Raw genomic sequence first — 22,890 nt, 5'->3', positions numbered from 1 at the left:
GCGAAGGCCGGGATGACGGAAGAGGGGGGACGCCCTAACGGGGCGGAGCGGAGCGGGTACCGTGCTCCTGCGCACGCAGGAGCCTCGGGGGCGCGGGCCCGTCGCTGAGTAACCCCGGGTTCCTGCATGAGCAGGAACACCGCTTACCCCTCGAACTGACGTCCGACATGCGCCTCGCCGCGCGCCTCGGCGAGCCGCTGCTGGCGGTGGCGCTCGGCGTAGCCGGCGCGCTGCGCGTCGCCGCGCGAGTCGTGGCAGGCGGGACAGCTCACCCCCTCGACATACAGCGGCGAGGCGCGGTCGCCCGGGCTCACCGGCATACGGCAGGCGTGGCACAGCAGGTGCGTCCCCGGCGTGAGGCCGTGACCGACCGCGACGCGCTGGTCGAACACGAAGCATTCGCCCGACCAGCGGCTCTCCGCCGCGGGCACTTCTTCGAGATAGCGCAGGATGCCGCCGTCGAGATGGTGGACCTGCTCGATGCCCTCGCGCCTGAGCAGCGCGGTCGACTTCTCGCAGCGGATGCCGCCGGTGCAGAACATCGCCACGCGCGTCTTGCCTGCCAGCAACGTGTCGCGGTTGGAACGGAACCAGGCGGGAAAGTCGGCGAAGCTCGCGGTGCCCGGGTCGACCGCGCCGGCGAAGCTGCCGACTCGCACCTCATAGGCGTTGCGCGTATCGATCACGAGCGTGGCGGGATCGTCGATCAGCGCGTTCCAATCGGCCGGCGCGACATAGTGGCCCGACTCGGTGAGCGGGTCGACCGGCTCGCCCATCGTGACGATCTCGCGCTTCACCTTCACCTTGAGCCGGTGGAATGGCGAGGCGTCCGCCCAGCTGTGCTTGAGCGACAGCGCGCCACCCGGCAGCGCGCGGATCGGCGCGAGCAGCCGGTCGAGCGCCGCGGGCGTGCCCGCGACGGTGCCGTTCACCCCCTCGCTCGCGAGCAGCAGCGTGCCGCGCACGCCGCCCGCGCGCGCGATCTCCAGCAGCGGTCCGCGCAGCGCGTGCGGGTCGTCGAGCCGCGCGAAGCGGTAGAGCGCGTCGACGCGGACGGGCGCGTCGCTCAATGGACGAAGCGCGCCACCACGTCGCGGTAGCTGCGGCTCACCTTCACGCTCGCGCCCGAGTCGAGCACCAGGAAACACTCGCCGTTGGTGTGCGGCTTGACCTGCTTGACGAGGTCGAGGTTGACGATCGTCGAGCGGTGGATGCGCTGGAACCGGCGCGGGTCGAGCCTTTTCTCGAGATCCTTCATCGTCTCGCGCAGGATCAGCGTGTTGTCGCCGGTGTAGATGCACATGTAATCGCCCGCGGCGTCGATCCGTTCGATCGTGTCGACGTCGACGCGGAAGATCTGGCCGCGATCCTTGATGTTGATCATCTTCTCGAAACGGCTGGCGTTGACCGCGTCGCCGCCGCCGTCGCCCATCTCAGCGGCCGCCTGCGGCGCATGCTCGGCGAGCACCTCCTTTAGCTTCTCCGCCTCGCCGACGCTCTGCCGCTCGGACAGGCGCTGGCGGACGCGGTCGAGCGTGTCGGCCAGCCGCGCCTCCTCCACCGGCTTCATCAGATAATCGGTCGCCTGCGCCTCGAAGGCGCGGATCGCGTGATCGGAATAGGCGGTGACGAACACGAAGAGCGGCGGCTCGACGTCCATCAGTCCCTGCACGACCGAGAAACCGTCGAAGCCCGGCATCTGGATGTCGAGGAAGACGAGGTCGGGCTTGTGGGTCTTGATCGCGCTGATCGCCTCGCGCCCGTTCTGGCACTTGGCGATGATCTCGACGTCGTCGTGCGCCGCGAGGCGGAGCTCGAGCCCCTGGATCGCGAGCGGCTCGTCGTCGACGAGGATGGTACGAATGGTCATCACACCTCTCTATTCGGTACGTCGCGCTGGTACGGGATCTCGATCTCGACCCCGAACCCGCCCGTCGGCATGGCCCGCACATCGAAGCGGTGGTCAGGCCCGTAAGCCTGTGCCAGCCGTTCCCTGATATTGGCGATGCCGACGCCGGTGGAAAGGCTTGGCCGCGATTTGGTCGGCATCAAGCCCGGACCGGTGTCGGATACGCCGAGCAGCACCCTGTCGCCGACGAGCCGCGCGGTGACGCAGATCTCGGCGCCATCCTCCTGCGGCGTGACGGCATATTTGATCGCATTCTCGACCAGCGGCTGGAGCAGCAGCGACGGCAGTCGCGCCTTCTCGACCGCCGCGTCGACCTCGAACTTGGGGCGCAGCCGCTCCTCGAAGCGCATCTTCTCGATCTCGAGGTACAGCTTCAACGTCTCCACCTCCTGCGCGACGGTGACGTGCGCGGTCGGCTCGTTGGCGAGCGTGTAGCGCAGGAACGAGGCGAGCCGCGACAGCATCGCGTTGGCGCGCTCGGTCTGCTTGAGCAGCACCAGCGTCGAGATCGAGTTGAGCGTGTTGAACAGGAAGTGCGGGTTTAGCTGGTAGCGCAGCATCGCCAGCTGCGCGCTCGAGGCCTGGTTCTCGAGATGCTCCATCTGATCGATCTGGTCCTCGACGATCAGGTAGAAGTTGATGCCGAAATACAGCGCCGACCAGCCCGCCAGCACGGTGAAGTTGAGGAACAGCGTGGCGAGCAGCACCGACAGGTCGATGCCCGGCGCGGCGAGCTTGATCAGGCTGAACGAGAAAGCGTCGAGCGTGGCGTAGAGGAAGGTCGCGGCCGACAGCGTGAAGATCGACAGCATGATGCCCGTCACGCGCGGCAGCCGGCGGTAGAAGCCGTACAGCGTCGAGAGCAGCAGCGTGATGCAGTAGCCCACGATCGACTCGATGATCACCGGCACGATCGACTTGAGCGTGAAGCTGACCGACAGCGACGAGACCGAGCGCAGCAGCATGTAGCCGGTCCAGCCCGCCGCCTGGAGCTTCCAGAAGGCGGCGGCCTTGTCCTCGAAGAAGGGGCGCACGAACAGCTGGCGCGCGGGCAGCTGGCGCACCGGCGCGGCTGCGCTGGTCGGGGGCGGGGCGGAAGCGGTAGGCGCGGGGGGCGCATGGGTCGCGGAGGTCGCCATCGCGTCCCCCTCTACACCGGCGAACCGCTTGGCGCAAAAGGAAGGCCGCCGCCCCGGGCTGGGACGGCGGCCTGGTCGGGTCAAACGGGCGGCGAGCTTAGAAGGTGAAGCGGGCGCCGACGCGGATCGTGTAGAGCGACTGCGACGCGTAGATCGTGTCGCTCGGCGTCGCGTTGGGCAGTGCGTAGCGGTACTGGGCGCAGGTGTTGCTGCCCACCGTCACGCAGCTCACCCGCGCCGCCACCGCGGTATAGGGGAACTGATACTCGCGGATCTGCCCCCAGTTCTTGTTGAGCAGGTTGGTGAAATTCTCGATATCCGCGAACACCTCGAAGCGCGAGTTGCCCACGAAGGTCGGGATCTCCTGGCCGACGTGCAGGTCGATCCGGGTGAACCACTTGGAGTTGAACGCGTTGCGCGGTGCGATCTTGCCGCGGTACTTGGCCAGCCCCGAGTCCTCGAAGAACTGGTTGAGCGTCGCCGCCGTGGTCGGGTTGTCATAAGTGACGAGGGGATCGTCGATCCCGGTCGGCACGTACATCAGGTAGCGCGAGTTCGAACCGGTGGTGCCGAAGATCGCGCTGCGCCCGCTCGACGTGTCCTGCATCGTGTAGCTGTACGGGCGACCGATGCGGGTCTCGCCGAACAGCGACAGGCGCGTCTTGTAGTCGCCGACGAAGGCGTGATCGAACGTCACGTCATATTTGAAGTTGTGCCGGACCTCGTCGTTCGACGTGCCATAGGCCGCGCCATTGGCGTCGAGGAAGGCGCCGTTGGCATAGTTCGAGCCGGCGGTCGACGAAGTCGCCGGGGTGCGATCCTTGATGTTCTGGTAAGTGTAGCTCGCACCCAGGTAGAGACCGAAGTCGAACTGCTTGTTGATCCGCGCGACGCCGACGTAGCTGCGGCCGCGCCCGGTGTTGGTCAGCAGGATGTCGTTGAACGTGTCCGTCGGCGTGGTCAGCGAGGTGTAGCGGACGCGACCGTCGGGGGTGCGCGCCGCGGTCGGGACCGAGCGGATGTCGGTCCAGAACACCTGGTCGCGCACGTCCGACCAGAAGAAGTCGCCGCCGAAGGTCCAGCCACCGCCGAGGAACTGCGGCGTGTAGTCGAGCGACAGCGTGCCGCGCCACTGCGACGGCAGGCGGAAGTTCGGCGCCACCGCGTTGGTCGCCGCCGCCGAGACGCCGCCGGCCAGATAGGTGTTCGCGGCGGTCGGGATCGTCCCGCCGTTGACGTTGCTCAGGATCGCCTGGCCGACCGCCTGCGACGGCAGGCCGGTACCCTCGTACGTGCCGTTGTTGATCTGGCGCACGTCGATCACGTTGGACGCGATACCCGTGTTGGAGAAGCTGTTCGACGTGTAGACGTCGGGCGCGCCCCCGCCGAAGATGCCGATGCCGCCGCGCAGGCTGATCTCACGCACCGGCTTCCAGTCGAACCCGAAGCGCGGCTGGAACAGCCCGCGGCCGGACAGGAACGCCTGGTTGGTGAAGCCGTAGCGCTGGGTGAAGGTGGCGTTCAGCGGCGGGCGGCTGTGGCTGCCGTACAGGTCGTAGCGCATGCCGTAGGCGAAGTTCAGCGTCGGGGTGATGCTCCAGACGTCCTGCACGCCGAAGGCATATTGCCAATAGTTGAACTGCGCCGCGGCGTTGTTCGGATCGAGCGACGGCACCGCGTTGGTGTAGCCGAAGCGCTGCGCGTTGCCCGCCTGGAAGTCGGCCAGCGAGTCGAAATAATAGGAGCCGGTGGTGCCGGCGCGCGGGCTAGACGAGCTGAGGAAAGCGTTGAACACGTCGACGTGCTGGATGTCGGTGAAGATCCGCAGGTCATGGCCCTCGCGGGTCACGCGGGCCTGGAGCGTACCGCCCCAAGTCTCGGTGCTAAGCGCGTTGAACTGGCGCGACACGTCCGGACCGAACGAGACCGTGGCATAGCCCGGCGCGCAGTTGAGCGAGGCGCCGGCGCCCGCGGCGCCGGGGTTGGCGCGGTCCGACGTCGGTGCGGTGCAGACGCGCATCTCGGCGAAGCCGCGGCCCTGCAGCGGGTCCTGGATGCGCGTGTACTTCTTGTAGAAGCCGCGCGCCTCCGTGGAGAAGCTGTCCGACCAGTCCGAGTTCAGCTGGATCACGCCGGTGTGCAGCTTGTTGCCCTGAAGATAGGCGTTGGACGCGAGTCCGAGGCTGGGCGAGCTGGGATTGGCGCTGGTGTTGTTGGTGAGGACGATCGAGTCCTCGGCGTAGCTGTAGGTCAGCGCCAGTCGCTGCGTGTCCGACAGATTGGCGTCGATCCGCGCGACGAGGCGGTCGTCCTTGTCCTGGTTGCTGCTGACGACGCCGCCGGTGTCATAGCCGTAGCGCGACTGCGCGATCGCCGAGACGTTGTTGATGTCGGCGAGTGACAGGTTGGGGATGGTGGTGCCGGCGTTGGCGTCGCTGGGACCCTCGGCGATCGGGCGCGGCGCGCGCAGGCGCTCGCCCGCGACCATGAAGAACAACCGGTCCTTGATGATCGGGCCGGAGAGCTCGGCGCCGTAATTCTCATACTTGTAGTTGGGCAGGATCACCTCGCCGGTGGGCACGCCCGGGCCCGCCTTGGTCTTGGTGCCGCTCAGCTCGTCCGCCGAATAGGAGTAGAAGCCGGTGCCGTGGAACTCGTTGGTGCCGGACTTGAGGATGACGTTGACGACGCCGCCCTGGAAGTTGCCCTCGCGCACGTCATACGGGGCGACCTTGGTCTGGAACTGGCCGATCGCGTCGAGCGGGATCGGCGAGCGGCGGCTCGGCAGACCGTCCGGGTTGAGCCCGAAATTGTCGGTGATCGGCACGCCGTCGACGGTGAAGCGGTTGAAGCGCGCGTTCTGGCCGGCGAAGCTGACCGCACGGCCGCCGCTGGGCGTGTCGTCGAGGCGGGCGAGCGGGTCGCGGCGCATCAGGTCGCGGATGTCGCGGTTGACCGAGGCGATGGTGCCGATCTTCTCCGCGTTGAGGACGGTCGCCGGGCCCTGGCTGACGGTGCGCGCGCTCGGGATCGAGGCCGCGGTGACGACGATGTCGGTGCCCTCGGCGGTCAGCTCGATCGGCAGGTCGAAGGTCTGCGCGACGATCGTGGTCACGTCGGTGACGGTGGTGTCGGCATAGCCGGTGGCACGGACCGTGATCGAATAGGGGCCGCCCGGGCGCAGGCCGGTGGCGTTGAAGCCGCCCTTCGAGTCGGTGGTGGTGGTCGAGCGCGTGCCCGAGGGGACGTTGACGACCTCGACCGTCGCGCCGGCCACCGGGGCGCCGTCGCCCGTCACGGTGCCGCGGATCGTCGAGGTGGTTTCCTGCGCCATGGCAGCGGCGGGCGCGACGAGTGCGACCAGCGCCGCGCCTACGAGAAGGTTGTTTCGCATCGGATGATGTCCCCTATGGCGCATGGCCTGGTGCGCGACGGAATTCGTCGTCGTTGGGCGCGCCGATGACCTCCGATTATGTCTCTTACATGACAGCGGAAAGTGCTTTCGTCCTGCGCTGCAACACTGTCGCCGAGCGTTGCATAAATGCGACAGCGAAGATGCCGTATACGGTGTCGATCCACCCACTCAGCGGCGGTTGAACAGCCGCTTCCACGCCGGCGTCGGGCTGCCCGACTGGAGCACGCCGCGACGGAACAGCCGCGCGCCCACGGTGATGAAGATCGCTACCCACAAGGCCTGCCACGCCAGTGCGGCGGCATGCGGCCACAGTGCCGAGTCGCTCGCCGCGCGGCCGGCCATCGCGAACGGCGAGGACAGCGGGAACAGCTCGGCGAGCATCGCCACCCAGCTGCCCGGATGCGAGACCGCCGCCGAGGAGAGCGCGAACATCGCCACCTGGATGATCGTGATCGGCAGCGACAGCATCTGGATCTCGCGCATCGTCGCCGCCTGCGCGCCGACGCCGAGGAAGACCGAGCCGAGCAGCAGATAGGCCATGGTGAAATAGCCGCCGAACAGCAGCGCGAACCAGCCGCCGCCCACCGCGGGCGCGAGCGTGCGCAGCGAATCGCCGATGTCGCCGGGCAGCAGCGCGCCGAGCTGGCTGATCACCACGCCCCAGAAGGTGACGAACAGTACCGCCACGCCGAACATGCCGACCAGCTTGCCCAGGAACACGCTCTCCAGCGGCACCGCGGCGGCGAGCACCTCGATCACCTTGTTGTTGCGCTCCTCCGCCATCGTGCCGGCGACCTGGCCGGACAGGAACAGCGTGAGGAAGAAGATCCCGAACACCGCGAAGAAGCCCGTCGCCTTGCGCACGCCCTGCGACGGCGCGCTGGTCTGCACCGCGGTGAGCGTCGCCGCCGCGGGCGCGGTGCCGGCGCGCTCGGCCAGCGCGGCATCGCGCGCGAGGCCGGCGAGGTAGCGCGCGCCGCCGCGGCTGCCCGCGGCGTAGAGCACCGCCGGGCGATCGAGCGGGCCGTAGAGCACCGCGGCGACGTCGACCGTATCGTGGCCGTGCGCGCCCGCGGCGAGCGCCGCGGCGGCCTGACGCGCCGGATCGGGGGCGGGAGCGCGCGCCTCGACCTGCGGCTGGCGCGAGTCGCCGGCGAGCAGCGGTCGCCAGCGCGCGTCGGCGTCGAGCACGCGCCGCGCCGTCGCGGCGGGCAGCAGCACCACCAGTCGGGTGCGCGCGGCCGAACTGTCCGACGCGCTCGCCGCGCCCATGCCGCCGACCGCGCCGAACGACGCCATGATCAGCGGCGCGAACAGGAACAGCAGGAAGATCGGGGTGAACACGGTAGCGACGAAATCGCGGCGCGCGATCGTCAGCGTCTGGCGGAGATGGCGGCGAAGCTGGGTCACGCGCGCGCCTCCTGCTCGCCGACGACTCGCACGAAGGCCTCGTGCAGCCCCGGTCGCTCGATCGACAGGCCGGCGATGCCGTGACCGGCCGCGATCAGCCGGGTGAGCACCGCCTCGATCCCGTCGGGCGGGAGCTGGAAGCGCCAGCCCTCGCCGTCGCTACGCGCGTCGGCCGGGAGCAGCGCGGCGATCGCCGGGTCGGCGCGGTGCGGCACGTAATGGACGTGCTGCGGCAGCAGCGCGCGCGCCTCGTCGACGGTGCCCTCGAAGCGGCGCTGCCCGCGCGCGATGATCGCGAGCCGGTCGCACAGCCGCTGCGCGTGCTGCATGACGTGGGTGGAGAAGAGGATGGTGGCGCCGCGCGCCTGCTCGGCACGGATCAGCGCCTCCAGCCGCTCCTGGTTGACCGGGTCGAGCCCGGAGAACGGCTCGTCGAGCACGAGCAGGTCTGGGCGGTGGACGACCGCGCCGAGCAGCTGGACCAGCTGCGCCATGCCCTTGGAGAGCTTGCGGATCTTGCCGTCGATCGCGTGGCCCAGCCCGGCCGCCTCGAGCAGCTCGGCGGCGCGCGCGCGGCCGGTGCGCCACTCCAGCCCGCGCAGCGCGCCCATGAAGGCGATCGCCTCGCGCGCGGTCATCGAGGGGTACAGCCCGCGCTCCTCGGGCAGATAGCCGACGCGGTCGCCGACGTCGCGCGGGGCGTCGCTGCCGAGCAGGCGGCGCTTGCCCGAGTCGGGCTCGATGATGCCGAGCAGCATGCGCAACGTCGTGGTCTTGCCCGCACCGTTGGGGCCGAGCACGCCGTAGATCGCGCCTTCAGGTACCACGAGATCGACGCCGTCCACCACGCGCCGCTCGCCGTAGCGTTTCACCAGCGCCTCGGCGCTGACCGCGATCCCGTTATCCGCCACCCGACGCCCCCTTGTCGCGGCCGAGCCTAGGCGAGCGCGCGCGCCAGGGCCAGCGCGGAAGGGAGGGGTTGCTCCCGCGCAGATCCTCCCCGCTCGGCGGGGAGGGGGACCGCCGGCAAAGCCGGTGGTGGAGGGGGTTCTCCCCACAGTGCAGCGCTTGTGGAAGCCCCCCTCCACCATGCTTCGCATGGTCCCCCTCCCCGTGCCGGGGAGGATCTGCGCGAGCGACGACGGCGGGTAGAGCGTCTCTATCGCCTGCCTCGCTGACGCTTGACCGCCGCTACTTCCCTCCCTCCCGCCGCGCCAGCGCCGCGACGCAGCTGGCCCGATCGATCGAGCGGCCGTCGCGCTGGCGCGAGTCGACCCAGGTCACCTTGGCCTCGCCGCTGCCCGTGCTGGGGGGATAGAGATAAGCGTCGAGGATGCAGATCGCGCTGGAGAATTGCAGCTTGCGCGCGGTGCCCTCGCGCACGTCGGCGTCGGGCGGGCCGAAGCTGCGCACCAGCGCGGCGGCGTTCTGCCCGATCACGCTTTCCAGCCCCAGGCTGGGCAGCGCCGCCGCGACCGGCTGCGGCCGCGGCGCGGTGGTGGGCGCGGTGGCGGTACAGCCCGCGATCGCGAGCGCGGGGAGCAGCGCGGCGACACGGCGGGACGGGATCATCGACGGGCTCCGTGGTACAAATGCGTCGCCATCGCCGCGCTGAGCACGGGGGCGAGGACGTTGAGCAGCGGAACCACGAACAGCGCGGTGCCGGCAAGCCCCAGCACGAAGCGGCGCCCGCCGGTCGCCGCGCGCCAGTCTCGCATCGCCGCGCGCGGCAGGTGGCGCGCCGCCACCATGTCGCCGAGGTCGCGCCCGAGCAGCCACGCGTTGACCAGGAAGAACAGCGCCGCGGTGCCGACCCCGGTGACGAGCAGCGCGAGATAGACCGGCAGCAGCAGCAGGTTGACCAGCACGAAGCGCGTCGCCGAGCCGAGCCCCATCGCCAGCCCGCGCGCCAGCGGCACCTCGCGCGCGCTCGCCGCCGCCGCGGGATAGTGGCGCCGCTCGACCGCCGCGACGATGTTGTCGGCGAACAGTCCGACCACCAGGATCGCGATCGCGCGGAACAGCAGCCAGAAGGCCAGCGCGGTCGCCATCACCGCGGCCAGCCCCGCCATCGCGCCGTGATAGGCCCAGCCGGCCAGCGCGGCGTCGACCAGCCACCACAGGCCGAGCGCCAGCGCCGCGAACAGCGCGAGCGTCACCGCCAGCGACTGCGCCAACACGCGCAGCACCGGCGGGTCGCCGAGCTGACCGATCGAGAGCAGCAGCGCGCGCAGCATCGTGGCGCAGCGATGCGCCCTGCGCCGCGGTTGCGCAAGCCGCGGGCGCCGGATAGGCGGGCGCTTTCCCGGACAGCAGGACCATTCCCTTGACCGAACCCCGTTACGACGTCGTCGCGATCGGCAACGCCATCGTCGACATCCTCTCGCCCGCGAGCGACGCCTTCGTCGCCGAGAACGGCATGACCAAGGGGGCGATGGCGCTGGTCTTCTCGCCCGAGGAAGCCGACACGCTCTACGCCAAGATGGGGCCGGGGCAGGAGGTGTCGGGCGGGTCGGCGGCGAACACGATCGCGGGCATGGCGGCACTGGGCGCGTCCTGCGCCTTCATCGGCCAGGTCGCCGACGACCAGCTCGGCGACGTCTTCGCGCACGACATCCGCGCCGCGGGTATCCGCTTCGACACGCCCGCGCGCGCCGGCGCGCCGACCACCGGCCGCTGCCTGATCTTCGTCACGCCCGACGGGCAGCGCACGATGAACACCTTCCTCGGCGCCTCGCACTATCTGCCCGAGGCGGCGCTGGACCGCGCGCTGATCGCGGACGCGCGCTACCTCTATCTCGAGGGCTATCTGTGGGATCCGGAGGAGCCGCGCGCGGCGATGCGCGCCGCGATCGACGTCGCGCGCGCGGCGGGGCGCAAGGTGGCCTTCACGCTCTCCGCCGAGTTCGTCATCGACCGCCACCGCGCCGCCTTCCACGCACTGATCGACGCCGGGTTGATCGACCTGCTGTTCGCCAACGAGGCGGAGATCATGTCGCTGACCGAGACGGGCGACGTTGAGGCGGCGATCGCGGCGGTGAAGGACAAGGTGCCGCTGGTGGTGGTCACGCTGAGCGAGCGCGGCGCCACCGCGATCGCGGGCGACGAGCGCGTCACGGTGCCGGCGCAGCCGATCGACAAGGTGGTCGACACCACCGGCGCGGGCGACCTGTTCGCGGCGGGCTTCCTGTTCGGCCAGGCGCGCGGCAAGTCGCTGGAGGCATCGCTGACGCTGGGTGCGATCTGCGCCGCCGAGGTGATCCAGCATTTCGGCGCGCGCCCGATCGTCGACCTGAAGGCGATCACCGCGGCGGTGTGAAGGGGGCGAGAAGCGAGGGGGCCGCGGCCTACGTCGGCCCTCCCTACCTTCTTCCGTCGTCCCGGACTTGTTCCGGGATCCACTTCTCCGCAAGGGCAACGCCTGCAGGATGAGCGGCACGGTGGATCCCGGACCGAGTCCGGTTTGACGGACGTGGGTAGCCAGCCGCTGTGGCGCGATCGAGCAAACGCGGTCGGTGAGACGCAGCGTGAGACTCATCTCTCCACCCACCTCCCACCGCATGTCATTGAACTGACCCAGTAACGTCATCGCGCCGCAAGATGACGCTCGCACAGCGCACCGCAGACGGGCGGATCAGCGCCCGCTGGGGAACGATCACATGAACCGTACGATGCTGCTCGCGAGCGCGGCCGCGCTCGCTTTCCCGGCGGTGCCCGCCGCGGCGCAGGACTCGCAGATCGTGCGCGACGGCACGGGCGCCGCGCCCGCTGCCGCCGCCGCTGCGCTCGCGGACCCGGCTTCCGGCGCGGGCGCCGACCCGGCGACGACCGATGATACCGCCGCGACCGATGTCGTCGTCACCGGCGCGGTGACCCGATCGGTCACGCAGATCGGCAACGTCGAAATCCAGAAGATTCTGCCCGGCATCAGCCCGCTCAAGGCGCTCCAGACGCTGCCCGGCGTGACCTATCTGACCGCCGACCCGTGGGGCAACAACGAGCAGAACATCTCGCTCTTCATCCATGGCTTCAACGCGCAGCAGCTCGGCTACACGCTCGACGGCGTCCCGCTCGGCGACCAGCAATACGGCAATTACAACGGGCTGAGCCCACAGCGCGCGATCATCTCGGAGAATGTCGGCCGCGTCACGTTGGCCTCGGGCGCGGGCGACCTCGGCACCGCCTCGACCAGCAACCTCGGCGGCACGATCGACACCTTCTCGAGCGACCCGCGCGCGGACTTCGGCCTCACCGCGGCGCAGACCGTCGGCAGCTACCAGGCGACGCGCTCCTATCTGCGCCTCGACAGCGGCGACATCGGGCAGAACACGCGGCTCTATGTCTCGGGCGTGCGCCAGCGCGCGCGGGCGTGGGACTTCAACGGCTATCAGAACGGCTGGCAGGGCAATGCCAAGCTGGTTCACGACGACAGCCGTGGCAAGCTGACCGCCTACTTCGCCTATTCGGACAAGACCGAGCCCAACGAGGATGCCACCGTCGTCGCGGCCAACCAGGCGTTCCAGCCCTATATCCGGCCGTTCCTCTACTCGGACCTGGCCAACACGCTAAAATATTTCAACAATCAATATGCCTATAACGGCGCGCCCAGCTATGCCGCCGCGGGCAGCAACTACAGCAACTATTACGGCGGCGCGCTGCGCACCGACTATCTCGGCTACGCCAAATACGACTGGCGCGCCACCGACCGGGTGACCTGGTCGAACCAGGTGTACTTCCACCACAATGACGGCGTCGGCATCATCGCCGGCCCGATCACCGCCGCCGGCCTGCCGCTGCTGTTCTCTTATTATTACCCGGGCGCCGCCGGGAGCAGCCCGACCTCGCCGACCAACCTCGCGCGGCTGTCGACGATCTTCGGCAACTCCGGGCTGGCGACGCGCACCACCGAATATCGCATCGATCGCTACGGCGGCCTGTCGACGCTCAAGGTCGAGCTCGGCAACCACCAGATCGAGCTGGGCGGCTGGTACGAGCGGCAGAGCTCGTCGAGCTATCGCCGCTGGTACGCCTTCGACATCAACGACCCCAGCTCGGTCTACCGCCGCCCCAACAGCTACGCCGACCCGCTGATCACGCAGTACGGCAGCGAGGTGCGCGTCGAGGAAATCCAGACGCATATCCAGGACGCCTGGCAGGTCGTGCCGACGCTGCTGGTGCAGGCGGGCTTCAAGAGCACCTTCCAGAAGGCGCGCCAGGCGGTGCCGGTGCAGCCGATCCCGGGCTCGTTCACCGGCTCGCGCGAGCTGCCGGTCGGCCGGCTCAACACCGACGAGTGGTTCCTGCCCCAGGCGGGCGTGCTCTGGGACGTCACCGCGAGCGAGCAGGTGTTCGTCAACGCGCAGAAGAACATCCGCCAGTTCCAGACGAGCGCGGCGGCGGGCCTGTCGCCCTTCGCGCTGGGCAGCCAGACACTGTTCGAGGCGTTCAAGGACCAGACCAAGCCCGAGACGAGCTGGACCTACGAGGGCGGCGTGCGCACCCGCCGCGCGCTCGATCTCGGCCCGGTCACGGGCTTCGAGGGCCAGATCAGCTATTATCACGTCGACTTCTCGAACCGGCTGCTGGGCGTCAGCCCGACCCAGACGATCAGCGCGGTGGCGAGCGGCGCGACCATCCTCGCCAACGTCGGCAGCGTGACCACCGATGGTGTCGACGTCGCCGGCACGCTGCGCTTCGGCGACACGGTCTCGCTGTACAATGCCCTGTCGTACAACAACTCGCGCTACGACGACGATTACACCGTCGGCGCCGCGCAAACGGTGGTGCCGACCGCGGGCAAGAAGGTGCCGGGCTCGCCCGAGTGGCTCAACAAAACGGTGGCGACGCTGCGCACCGACGGCGTCGAGTTGCAGCTGATCGGCGACTATATCGGCAAGCGCTATGCCACTTATACCAACGACCTCAGCGTGAAGGGCTATTTCACGCTTTCCGGCCGGATCGGCTTCGACATGCCGCTGTCGGGCGAGGGGCTGGCGAAGAAGCTGGGGGTGAGCCTCAACGTCACCAATCTCACCGACCAGCGCGGCGCCAGCACGATCAGCATCGGCGCCGCGAGCGGGACGTACAATTTCTTCCCGGTCGCGCCGCGCCAGGTGTTCGCCACGATCACTGCTGCGTTCTGAGGGGAGGAGCAACCGTTTCTCTCGCTCCGTCATCCCGGACCCGTTCCGGGATCCACCGTGCCGCATACTTAGGAGGCGTTACTCTCGCGGACGAGTGGATCCCGGACCAGGTCCGGGACGACGGTGATAGGAGCACACGGCGTGCGATCAGACCGTTGGCGCCGACAGAGGGAGCCTCGGACCGCCATTCCCATCGACGGCCGGCCCCGCATCGCCTAACGCCGCGCGCATGATCGCGCATCTCAAGGGGCTGGTCGCGTCGACCGGGATCGACCACGCGGTGATCGAGGTCGCGGGGGTCGGCTATCTCGTCGGCGCCTCGGCGCGCACGCTCGCCGCGCTGCCGCCCGCGGGCGAGGCCTGCCTCGTCCATACCGAGCTGCTGGTCGGCGAGGATTTTCTGCGGCTGGTCGGCTTCGCCAGCGCGGCCGAGCGCGACTGGTTCCGGCTGCTCACCGGCGTGCAGGGGGTGGGGGCGCGGGTCGCGCTGGCGATCCTCTCCGCGCTCGAGCCCAACGACCTCAGCCGCGCGGTGATGGCGCAGGACAAGGCGACGGTGGCGCGCGCCAACGGAGTCGGCCCCAAGCTGGCCGAGCGGATCGTGCGCGAGCTCAAGGACAAGGTCGGCGGCGTCGCGCTTGGCCCGGCCGCGGCGGCGCAGGTGGTGCCCGCGGGGGCGAGCGTTGACGCGGTGTCGGCGCTGCTCAACCTCGGCTTCCGCCCCGCCGAGGCGAGCGCCGCGGTCGCCGCGGCGGAGGAGGAGCTGGGCGCGAGCGCCGGGCTCGACGCGCTGGTGCGGCTCGCGCTGCGCAAGGCGGCGAAGTAGCCGAGCAGGGACGCGGCGCACGTCGGTCCTCCCCTGCAAGGAGAGGTGGCAGGCCGCAGGCCTGACGGAGGGGTGACCCGGCCGGCGAGGTCGGGAGGACTCACCGCCGGCGACACCCCTCCGTCAGTGCGACGCACTGCCACCTCCCCTTGCAGGGGAGGACCGAGTCACCTCTCAGAACGTCAGTGTCGCTCTTACCGCCCCGCAGGCGCTCCCGCACCGCCGCCGGCACCGCGGCCGCGACCGCCGCGACGGCGACGATTGCCGCCGCCGTTGCCGCCGGCCGGACCGGCGCTCGCGTTGGCGTAGTTGCGGCCCTGCGGCGAGCCCGCGGTCGGGCGCGGCGCGTGCGTGGCCCGCGGACGCGCCGGCGGACGCGATCCGCGCGGACGGTCCTCGCGCGGCGCGGGATCGGCGCCGATCGCCTTGACGCGCTCGCTCTTGAGCTGCTCGGCGCGGCGCAGGAAGTCCTCGGGCAGCTCATGCTGCGTCACCTTCTGGCGAGTCAGCTTCTCGATGTCCTTGAGGTAGGGTCGCTCGTCGTCCGCGCAGAAGGCGATCGCCTCGCCGCTGCGTCCGGCGCGCGCGGTGCGGCCGATGCGGTGGACATATTGCTCGGGCACGTTGGGCAGCTCGAAGTTGAACACATGGCTCACCCCCGAGACGTCGATGCCGCGCGCGGCGATGTCGGTGGCGACCAGGATCGGCACCTCGCCCGCCTTGAACGCCGCCAGCGCGCGCTCGCGCTGCGGCTGCGACTTGTTGCCGTGGATCGCGTTGGCGGCGATGCCGTTGCCCGCGAGCAGCTTCACGACACGATCGGCGCCGTGCTTGGTGCGCGTGAACACCAGCGCCCGGTCGATCTTGGTCTCGCGCAGCAGGATGGTGAGCAGCGCCTGCTTCTCGGTCTGGTTGCAGAAGATCACCGACTGGTCGACGCGCTCCGCGGTGGTCGACTGAGGCACCACCGAGACGGTCGCCGGATCGGTGAGGAACTGGTCGGCGAGCTGGCGGATCGACGGCGGCATCGTCGCCGAGAAAAACAGCGACTGGCGCTTGCGCGGCAGCATGCGCACGATCTTCTTGAGCGCGTGGATGAAGCCGAGGTCGAGCATCTGGTCGGCCTCGTCGAGCACGAGGATCTCGAGCATCGACAGGTTGAGGAAGCCCTGCTCGATCACGTCGATCAGGCGACCCGGCGTGGCGACCAGGATATCGACGCCGCGCGCGACGTCGTTGCGGTTCTTGGCGATGCTGGTGCCGCCGAACACGGTCGCCACCGACATCTTGGAGAACTGGCCGTAGCCGCGCGCCGACTCGGCGATCTGGCTCGCCAGCTCGCGCGTCGGCGCCAGCACCAGCATGCGGCAGTGCGTCGGCAGCACGCGCTTGTTCGCCTCGGACAGGCGCTGGATCGACGGCAGCACGAAGGCCGCGGTCTTGCCGGTGCCGGTCTGCGCGATGCCGAGCAGGTCCTTGCCCTCGAGCAGCAGCGGGATGCTGTCGCGCTGGATCGGGGTGGGCTCGCTATAGCCCTTGGCCTCGAGCGCGCGGACGAGCGGCTCGGCCAGGCCGAGATGGGAGAATGACATGTGAAAATCCTGCGAAACAGGCCCACCGCGCGCCGCGAGGACGCACGGGTGGCGGGGGGAGAATGACGCCCCGCGTGACTTGGGAAGCCCTGAAACAACAACCGAGACGGAGCCTGAGCCCGCGAGGGCCCGATCACGCTGCATACGTCTCGATGCGGCGCAGATGGCGCAGGTGCAGCAAAAAGTCAAGGTCGCGGCGTTGAACCCCTGGCCCAGGATGGTGTTTGGACGGGGGTGACCTTCCCCGAGCAGCCTCTCTGACATGACCCAACCACCCGTATCGACGCCGCGCCCACGCGCGCCCGCCGAGGCGCCCAGCATCGGGCGCTGGGACTGGGATATCCGCGCCGATCGCGTCACCTCCGACGTCGGCTTCGCCGCGCTATATGGCGTCGCCCCCGAGCTGGCGCGCGACGGCGCGCCGATCGCCGACTTCTTCGGCGGCATCCATCCCGACGACCTGCCGCGCGTGCGCGAGGCGATCGACCACAGCATCGCCAGCGGCGCGCCGTTCGAGGCCGAGTATCGCCTCGTCGATGCGGAGGGGCGGACGCGCTGGGTCGCGGCGCAGGGGCGCGTCGACCGCGATGCCGCGGGCGCGGCGGTCCACTTCCCCGGCGTCAGCTTCGACATCGACCAGCGCAAGCGGGCCGAGCTGCGCCTCGCCGCGCTGGTGGAGCTGGGCGACCGGCTGCGCGAGCCCGGCGACGCCGGCGACCTCGCGCTCGCCGCCGCCAAGGTACTGGGCCGCGCGCTCGACGTCAGCCGCGCCGGCTATGGCATCGTCGACGCGGTGGCGGAGACGATCACCACCGAGCGCGCCTTCTGCGCGCCGGGGATCGATCCGCTCCCCGCGGTGCTGCACTTCCGCGACTATGGCTCGTACATCGAGGACCTGAAGCGCGGCGTCACCGTCGCGATCGAGGACGTGCGGCTCGACCCGCGCACGCGCGACACCGCCGAGGGCCTGCGCCAGCTCGCCGCCATGTCCTTCATCAACATGCCGGTGACCGAGCAGGGCGGCTTTGTCGCTTTGCTGTACCTCAACCACGCCCAGCCGCGTCGGTGGACCGACGAGGAACAGGGATTCGTCCGCGAGGTGGCCGAGCGGACGCGCGACGCGGTCGAGCGCCGCCGCGCCGAGCGCGAGCTGGCCGATCTCACCGCGCATCTCGAGCAGGAGGTGGAGGCGCGCACCACCGAACTGATGCGCGCCGAGGAGCAGCTGCGCCAGGCGCATAAGATGGAGGCGGTGGGCCAGCTCACCGGCGGCCTCGCGCACGATTTCAACAATCTGCTGACCGGCATCTCGGGCGCGCTGGAGATGATCCAGGTGCGCGTGGCGCAGGGCCGCGTCGCCGAGCTCGATCGCTACGTCACCGCGGCGCAGGGCGCGACGCGCCGCGCCGCGGCGCTGACGCACCGGCTGCTCGCCTTCTCGCGCCGGCAGACGCTCGACCCGCGCCCGACCGACGTCAACCGGCTGGTCAGCGACATGGAGGATCTGGTCCGCCGCACCGTCGGGCCGGCGATCACGCTGGAGGTGGTCGGCGCGGCGGGGCTGTGGGACGCGCTGGTCGATCCCAACCAGCTCGAGAACGCGCTGCTCAACCTGTGCGTCAACGCGCGTGACGCGATGCCCGAGGGCGGCCGTATCACGATCGAGACCGCCAACCGCTGGCTCGACGAGCGCGGGGCGCGCGAGCGCGACCTGCCGCCCGGCCAGTATCTCTCGCTCTGCGTCAGCGATACCGGCACGGGCATGACGCCGGAGGTGCAGGCGCGCGCCTTCGATCCCTTCTACACCACCAAGCCGCTCGGCGAGGGGACGGGGCTGGGCCTGTCGATGATCTACGGCTTCGCGCGCCAGTCGGGCGGGCAGGCGCGCATCTACAGCGAGGTCGGGCAGGGGACGACCGTCTGCATCTACCTGCCGCGGCACTATGGCGCGGCCGGCGGTGAGGAGGAGGCGGCGCTGCCGCTCGACCAAGTGCCGGCGGCGCAGGGCACGCCGGTGGTGCTGGTCGTCGACGACGAGCCGACGATCCGGATGCTGGTGGTCGAGGTGCTCGCCGGGCTGGGCTATGCCACGCTGGAGGCGGGCGACGGCGCGGCGGCGCTGCGGCTGCTCGGCGCGGGCGCGCGGCCCGACCTGCTGGTGACCGACGTCGGCCTGCCGGGGCAGATGAACGGCCGCCAGGTCGCCGATGCCGCGCTGGCGCTGATGCCCGCGCTGAAGGTGCTGTTCATCACCGGCTATGCCGAGAATGCGGTGATCGGCGGCGGCCAGCTCGCGCCCAATATGGGGCTGCTCACTAAGCCCTTCGCGATGGAGGCGTTGGCCGGAAAGGTGCGCGCGCTTCTGGCGGGGTGATCGGGATGTGTAAATGGAGCAGTATCTTTGGTTGGCAATTGAAGGTCGGCCCGTTGGTATAGCCGGCAAGTTATCGGAAAGTGGAAGATTTAGAGATAAACGGCTGCGATGACGGATCGCGCTAACTAATTCACCTATATTGTTGATGCAATCTTTACGGATTGGTCGCCTCATAATGAGGTGTCTCTTTGAAGAAAATATGTATCAGTGCGATCTGCGCCGTGGCGCTTGCGTCGAGCGCGCAGGCGGGCCAACGCGTTCAGCTTCGGCAGTGGAACCAGGATGCGACGCCACGTGAGCGGCCGCTTCGCCCACAAGAGGCCGCGCCGGACGTGTCAGAGTTAGCGGTCTATGCCGTGGCGTCGACGACGGCCGGGGGTGGCTGGGAGTATCCCGCCGGAGGTATGAGCACGACATACAACCACGGGGGTGAATTCTTCCGAGTCGCCGTTGTCGAAATGGCTTATGCTTCATGGCGAAAAGCGTCGTACAAGGGGAAATATCTTCCATCCTCAGCTAATTATCAAGAGGACACGATCTGTGGCGGGACTGCTACGGCACCTGAGAGCTGCAGCGCAGGTCAAACCGTCATTGGCTACATTGAATATTGGAAGTTGGATGGGGAAGCCGGAGGCGGAAAATTCTACTATGAGACGTCCGGCGGCACTGGTAATAGTGGCGTGAGTACGCAGATCTACATCAAGTAATATGATGCTGGTCATAACATGGTTACGGCCAGCACATTCATCAAGAAGCCAGCTGATACTTGCGTGATGTATCTAGAACGCCCGAAATGAAACCGGCATTCTTGGTTCGGCCGGTTTGCTGGTAGAATAATAAATTACTTGAAAAATCATTGATAAAGTCGCGTGGCGAGTTTTCGACTGTGTCCCATGCTGGTGAGTTCATGAATAAGCCACCTGCATGCCAGTCCATCTGGAATAACTCGTCGATATCTATATCGCCGTGATTAAACATTTTCATGGCCTCACGAGCGAATTGCTTGGGGCGCATGTGGTGAAAGTCGAGGACAGCATCGTCTTGGCTGGCACCGTTGGTCATCCAATCGTCTTTCGCTCGTAGCACCGGGGCGGAATTCGGCCGTGGTAAAAACCTGGTCGGTCGGGCATCCGTCATACTCGACATCAGTAAGGTGAGGTCGGATAGCAGCGTGCTCATCTACGATCTCCGCTGTCGCATGGGCCGGTCGGGGAGCGTGTCGAGCCGAGCGACCGGGTCTCTCATTATAGACGGTGAGTCGTCGACCACGTCGCGTCGCTCCGAGCGCGGGGACGGCTATGCCGTCTCCGGTGGCGTCGGCTCAACAATCGCGATACGCCTAACGCGGAGAGGAGCAGCGCATGAAACTCGCCAGCCTGAAAGAGGGGCGCGACGGTCGCCTCGTCGTGGTCTCGGACGACCTCGCCTGGTACGCCGACGCGGCGCACCTCTGCCCCACGCTCCAGGCCGCGCTGGACGACTGGGAGCGCGTCGCGCCCACACTCGAGCTGCTCGCCACCGATCTGCGCAACGAGGCGATTCCGCGCGCGCGCTTTCACGAGCATGACGCTGCCGCGCCGCTGCCGCGCGCCTATCAATGGGCCGACGGCTCGGCCTATGTGAACCATGTCGCGCTGGTGCGGCAGGCGCGCGGCGCCGCGCTGCCGGAGAGCTACTGGCACGATCCGTTGCTCTACCAGGGCGGCTCGGACTCCCTCCTCGGCGCGCGCGACCCGATCGCGCTCGCCGACGAGAGCTGGGACGCCGACTTCGAGGCCGAAGTCGTGGTCGTCACCGGCGACGTACCGCAGGGCACGACACGCGACGCCGCACTCGGGCTGATCCGGCTGGTGGGCCTGACCAACGACGTGTCGCTGCGCGGGCTGATCGCGGGCGAGGTGGCGAAAGGCTTCGGCTTCTTCCAGTCCAAGCCCGCCTCCTCCTTCTCGCCGGTGTTCGTCACGCCCGATTCGCTTGGCGCGTGGTGGCGGGACGGCAAGCTCCACCGCCGGCTGATGGTCGAGCGGAACGGCCAGCCGTTCGGCCGAGCCGAGGCGGGCGAGGACATGACCTTCGACTTCGGCGCGCTGATCGCACACGCGGCGCGGACGCGCCGGCTCGGCGCGGGCACGATCATCGGCTCGGGCACCGTTTCCAACCGCGACGCCAAGGGCGGTCCCGGCCGCCCGGTGAGCGAGGGGGGACTGGGTTACTCCTGCATCGCCGAGCAGCGCGCGGTCGAGACGCTGCGCGGCGGTGAGGCGACCACCCGCTTCCTGCAACGCGACGACACGGTGCGGATCTGGGCCGAGGACGATCGCCACCACACGATCTTCGGCGCCATCGAACAGGTGGTCGAGTGAGCGGTCGGGACATCGGCGCGTCCGCGGCGCGCGGTCGCCGCCCGAGCGCCGACGGTCCCGTCCCCTGCGCCGTGCTCGTGCGAAGGCAGGAGCCCTGGGCCGAACAGTGCGTCGGGTCGAGACGTGCGGATCGCTGGAGCTCCCGCGTGCGCGGCAGCACGGTAGCGGCCGCGGCGCTGATGCTCGCGCTGCTGCCCGACGTCGCTGCGGCCCAGACGGCCGCCTCCCCCGCCGCTTCCGCCATCCCCGCCGCGACGCGCGCCTATCCCGCCTCGCCCGCCGAGCTGTTCGGCGCGCTGTTCGACCAGGTGCAGCGCCGCCGGCTCTTCCCCGACGGCAAGACTTTCGCCGACGCCACGCCGAAGCGCAGCCCCGCCGCGATCATGGCCGATTACGCGCGTGCCGGCGCGCTCGACGATGGCGGGCTGCGCGCCTTCGTGCTCGCCAACTTCGACGTGCCCGAGCCGGGTCGCACCGCGCCCCCCAGCGCGGCGCGGCCGCGGCTCGCCGAGCACATCCGCGCGCTCTGGCCGCAGCTCACCCGGCCGCCGCTGAGCCCGCCGCCGGGCTCCTCCGCGCTCGCGCTGCCGCACCGTTACGTCGTGCCGGGCGGGCGCTTCCGCGAGATGTATTACTGGGACAGCTATTTCACGATGCTGGGCCTGGAGGCGGACAGCCAGCGGCCACTCACCCGCGACATGATCGAGAATTTCGTCTCGCTGGTCGAGCGCTACGGCCACGTCCCCAACGGGACGCGGACCTATTACGTCAGTCGCTCGCAGCCGCCGTTCCTCTACCTTATGATGAGCTTGGTGCGCGACGTCGACCGCGCCACCCAGGCGCGCTGGCTCGACGCCCTGCTCGCCGAGCATCGTTTCTGGATCGAGCAGCGCTCCGCGACCATGCCCGACGGCGCGCGCCTCCAGCATTACGGCGACGGCAAGTCGACCCCGCGCGACGAGAGCTATCGAGAGGACGTCGCGACCGGCGAGGGCGACCCGCGCGTCTACAAGGACCTGCGCGCCGGCGCGGAGAGCGGCTGGGACTATAGCTCGCGCTGGTTCGGCGACGGGCGGACGCTGGCGACGATCGACACGACGAAGATCGTCCCGGCCGATCTCAACAGCCTGCTCTACGGCATGGAGCGCGCGATCGCGGCGCGCTGCCGTGCGCTGGCGCGACCCTGCGCGGCGACGTTCGAGCGCGCCGCGACGACCCGCCAGCGGGCGATCGAGCGCTGGCTGTGGAGCGAGCGCGACGGCCGCTACGGCGACTATGACCTTGCCGCCGCACGGCTGCGCGCCGGCGTCACGGCGGCGACGGCCTACCCGCTGTTCACCGACGTGGCGTCGCGGACGCGCGGCGCGCGGGTCGCGCAGACGATCGAGCGCGACCTGCTCGCCGCCAACGGGCTGCGCACCACCGCCGCGGCGACCGGGCAGCAGTGGGACAAGCCGAACGGCTGGGCGCCGTTGCAATGGGTCGCGGTGGAGGGGCTGCGTCGCTACGGCGCCGAGCGCGTGGCTCGACAGATCGGCACGCGCTTCCTCGCTACGGTGGAGCGCGAGTATCGCGCCTCGGGCAAGCTGCTCGAGAAATATGACGTCGAGGAGAGCCGCGCGGGCGGCGGCGGCGAATATCCGACGCAGGACGGCTTCGGCTGGACCAACGGCGTCACCCGCGCGCTACAGCAGCGCTACGGGCAGGACGGGCAATAGG

Annotated in this window: 17 protein-coding genes; 7 read left to right on the top strand and 10 right to left on the bottom strand. The window is 69.4% G+C overall.

Annotated features, from left to right (window positions below; translation table 11 throughout):
• Positions 1 to 143: 143 nt before the first annotated feature.
• The 8 genes from FHY02_RS09560 to FHY02_RS09525 form a co-directional block, all read right to left on the bottom strand.
• The gene (locus tag FHY02_RS09560; RefSeq protein ID WP_183921699.1) at positions 144 to 1,070 is read right to left on the bottom strand and encodes a rhodanese-related sulfurtransferase; all 927 of its coding nucleotides are present in this window, start codon (positions 1,068 to 1,070) and stop codon (positions 144 to 146) included.
• Positions 1,067 to 1,870, bottom strand: a complete 804-nt coding sequence (locus FHY02_RS09555) for a LytTR family DNA-binding domain-containing protein (protein ID WP_183921698.1) — start codon at positions 1,868 to 1,870, stop codon at positions 1,067 to 1,069. The genes FHY02_RS09560 and FHY02_RS09555 overlap by 4 nt, the downstream gene beginning before the upstream one ends.
• Positions 1,870 to 3,048, bottom strand: coding sequence for a sensor histidine kinase (locus tag FHY02_RS09550; RefSeq protein WP_183921697.1), 1,179 nt, complete (start codon positions 3,046 to 3,048; stop codon positions 1,870 to 1,872). Before FHY02_RS09550 ends, FHY02_RS09555 begins: the two co-directional genes overlap by 1 nt.
• A 97-nt stretch (positions 3,049 to 3,145) precedes the next feature.
• Entirely contained in the window at positions 3,146 to 6,442 is a 3,297-nt protein-coding gene (locus tag FHY02_RS09545; RefSeq protein WP_183921696.1) for a carboxypeptidase regulatory-like domain-containing protein, read from the bottom strand.
• A 189-nt stretch (positions 6,443 to 6,631) separates the two neighbouring features.
• Entirely contained in the window at positions 6,632 to 7,873 is a 1,242-nt protein-coding gene (locus tag FHY02_RS09540; RefSeq protein ID WP_183921695.1) for an ABC transporter permease, read from the bottom strand.
• Entirely contained in the window at positions 7,870 to 8,784 is a 915-nt protein-coding gene (locus FHY02_RS09535) for an ATP-binding cassette domain-containing protein (protein WP_183921694.1), read from the bottom strand. Before FHY02_RS09535 ends, FHY02_RS09540 begins: the two co-directional genes overlap by 4 nt.
• A 280-nt stretch (positions 8,785 to 9,064) precedes the next feature.
• The gene (locus FHY02_RS09530; protein ID WP_183921693.1) at positions 9,065 to 9,445 is read right to left on the bottom strand and encodes a hypothetical protein; all 381 of its coding nucleotides are present in this window, start codon (positions 9,443 to 9,445) and stop codon (positions 9,065 to 9,067) included.
• Positions 9,442 to 10,110: an EI24 domain-containing protein gene (locus tag FHY02_RS09525; RefSeq protein ID WP_183921692.1), complete on the bottom strand. Its 669-nt coding sequence runs from the start codon at positions 10,108 to 10,110 to the stop codon at positions 9,442 to 9,444. The genes FHY02_RS09530 and FHY02_RS09525 overlap by 4 nt, the downstream gene beginning before the upstream one ends.
• A gap of 89 nt (positions 10,111 to 10,199) precedes the next feature.
• Between FHY02_RS09525 and FHY02_RS09520 the strand changes: the two genes are divergently transcribed.
• The 3 genes from FHY02_RS09520 (at position 10,200) to ruvA (ending at position 14,842) form a co-directional block, all read left to right on the top strand.
• Positions 10,200 to 11,192, top strand: coding sequence for an adenosine kinase (locus tag FHY02_RS09520; protein ID WP_183921691.1), 993 nt, complete (start codon positions 10,200 to 10,202; stop codon positions 11,190 to 11,192).
• A gap of 340 nt (positions 11,193 to 11,532) precedes the next feature.
• Positions 11,533 to 14,016 (top strand): TonB-dependent receptor, encoded by a 2,484-nt coding sequence (locus tag FHY02_RS09515; RefSeq protein ID WP_183921690.1) that lies wholly within the window; start codon positions 11,533 to 11,535, stop codon positions 14,014 to 14,016.
• Positions 14,017 to 14,245: 229 nt separating this feature from the next.
• On the top strand, positions 14,246 to 14,842 hold the full coding sequence (gene ruvA, locus FHY02_RS09510; protein ID WP_183921689.1) for a Holliday junction branch migration protein RuvA: 597 nt from the start codon (positions 14,246 to 14,248) through the stop codon (positions 14,840 to 14,842).
• A 194-nt stretch (positions 14,843 to 15,036) separates the two neighbouring features.
• On the opposite strand, the gene FHY02_RS09505 is transcribed toward ruvA, so the two are convergent.
• Positions 15,037 to 16,434 carry a DEAD/DEAH box helicase gene (locus FHY02_RS09505; RefSeq protein WP_183921688.1) on the bottom strand — a complete coding sequence of 466 codons (1,398 nt, stop codon included), beginning with the start codon at positions 16,432 to 16,434 and terminating at the stop codon, positions 15,037 to 15,039.
• Positions 16,435 to 16,696: 262 nt separating this feature from the next.
• Here FHY02_RS09505 and FHY02_RS09500 point away from each other — a divergent pair, with 262 nt between their 5' ends.
• Positions 16,697 to 18,808, top strand: coding sequence for an ATP-binding protein (locus tag FHY02_RS09500; RefSeq protein WP_183921687.1), 2,112 nt, complete (start codon positions 16,697 to 16,699; stop codon positions 18,806 to 18,808).
• Between the two features lie 221 nt (positions 18,809 to 19,029).
• Positions 19,030 to 19,515: a DUF4879 domain-containing protein gene (locus FHY02_RS23425; protein ID WP_183921686.1), complete on the top strand. Its 486-nt coding sequence runs from the start codon at positions 19,030 to 19,032 to the stop codon at positions 19,513 to 19,515.
• 40 nt (positions 19,516 to 19,555) lie between these two features.
• On the opposite strand, the gene FHY02_RS09490 is transcribed toward FHY02_RS23425, so the two are convergent.
• The gene (locus tag FHY02_RS09490) at positions 19,556 to 19,987 is read right to left on the bottom strand and encodes a hypothetical protein (protein ID WP_183921685.1); all 432 of its coding nucleotides are present in this window, start codon (positions 19,985 to 19,987) and stop codon (positions 19,556 to 19,558) included.
• Positions 19,988 to 20,169: 182 nt separating this feature from the next.
• On the opposite strand from FHY02_RS09490, the gene FHY02_RS09485 reads away from it, so the two are divergent.
• Together FHY02_RS09485 and FHY02_RS09480 are read left to right on the top strand one after the other, a co-directional pair.
• Positions 20,170 to 21,171 carry a fumarylacetoacetate hydrolase family protein gene (locus tag FHY02_RS09485; RefSeq protein WP_183921684.1) on the top strand — a complete coding sequence of 334 codons (1,002 nt, stop codon included), beginning with the start codon at positions 20,170 to 20,172 and terminating at the stop codon, positions 21,169 to 21,171.
• Between the two features lie 146 nt (positions 21,172 to 21,317).
• The gene (locus tag FHY02_RS09480) at positions 21,318 to 22,889 is read left to right on the top strand and encodes a trehalase family glycosidase (protein ID WP_311731813.1); all 1,572 of its coding nucleotides are present in this window, start codon (positions 21,318 to 21,320) and stop codon (positions 22,887 to 22,889) included.
• Position 22,890: the final 1 nt, after the last annotated feature.

Origin of the sequence: Sphingomonas sp. BK069, from assembly GCF_014193405.1 — a bacterium.
GTDB lineage: Bacteria > Pseudomonadota > Alphaproteobacteria > Sphingomonadales > Sphingomonadaceae > Sphingomonas.
Note: the sequence above shows the minus strand (reverse complement) of the source record. Positions and strands in the feature narration are given on the sequence as shown.